Genomic DNA, 515 nt, shown 5'->3' on the forward strand with positions numbered 1-515 from the left:
GCCTTGAGATTGTCCGGCGACAGATAAAGCAGGTCCGGCGCCACGGGCTTGTAGGGCACGGCGTCCTTCAGCGCGCTGTCGGCCTGCTTCCGGCGCGCCTCGTAATGGTCGAGGATCAGCGTGTGCCGCTCGGCCAACGCCTCATGCGCCAGATGGTCGAAGACCACGGGCGCGTCCGGCAGATAGTCGAACACCGTCTCCAGCCGCTCGTAGAAGAAGGGCAGCCAATGTTCCATGCCTGCGAAGCGTCGTCCTTCGCTGACCGCCGCATAGAGCGCGTCGTCGCGCGAGGGCGCGCCAAAGGCTTCGATGTAGGAGCGACGGAAGCGGCTGATCGTCTCCGGCGTCAACGCCACCTCGCTCATCGCCTGCAGCGACATCGACTTGCGCTGCCCGGTGGTGCGCTGGGTCGCGACGTCGAAGACGCGGATCGATTCCAGCGTGTCGCCGAAGAAATCGAGGCGCAGCGCCTCGCTCCAGCCAGGCGCGAAGAGGTCGAGGATGCCACCGCGCAC

1 pseudogene is annotated in these 515 nt (G+C 66.4%); it reads right to left on the reverse strand.

Going from position 1 to position 515, the window contains the following annotated elements:
- A pseudogene (locus EOD07_RS36900) lies at positions 1 to 515 on the reverse strand (transcription-repair coupling factor); the annotation flags it as partial.

This window comes from Mesorhizobium sp. M2C.T.Ca.TU.002.02.1.1 (assembly GCF_003997225.1).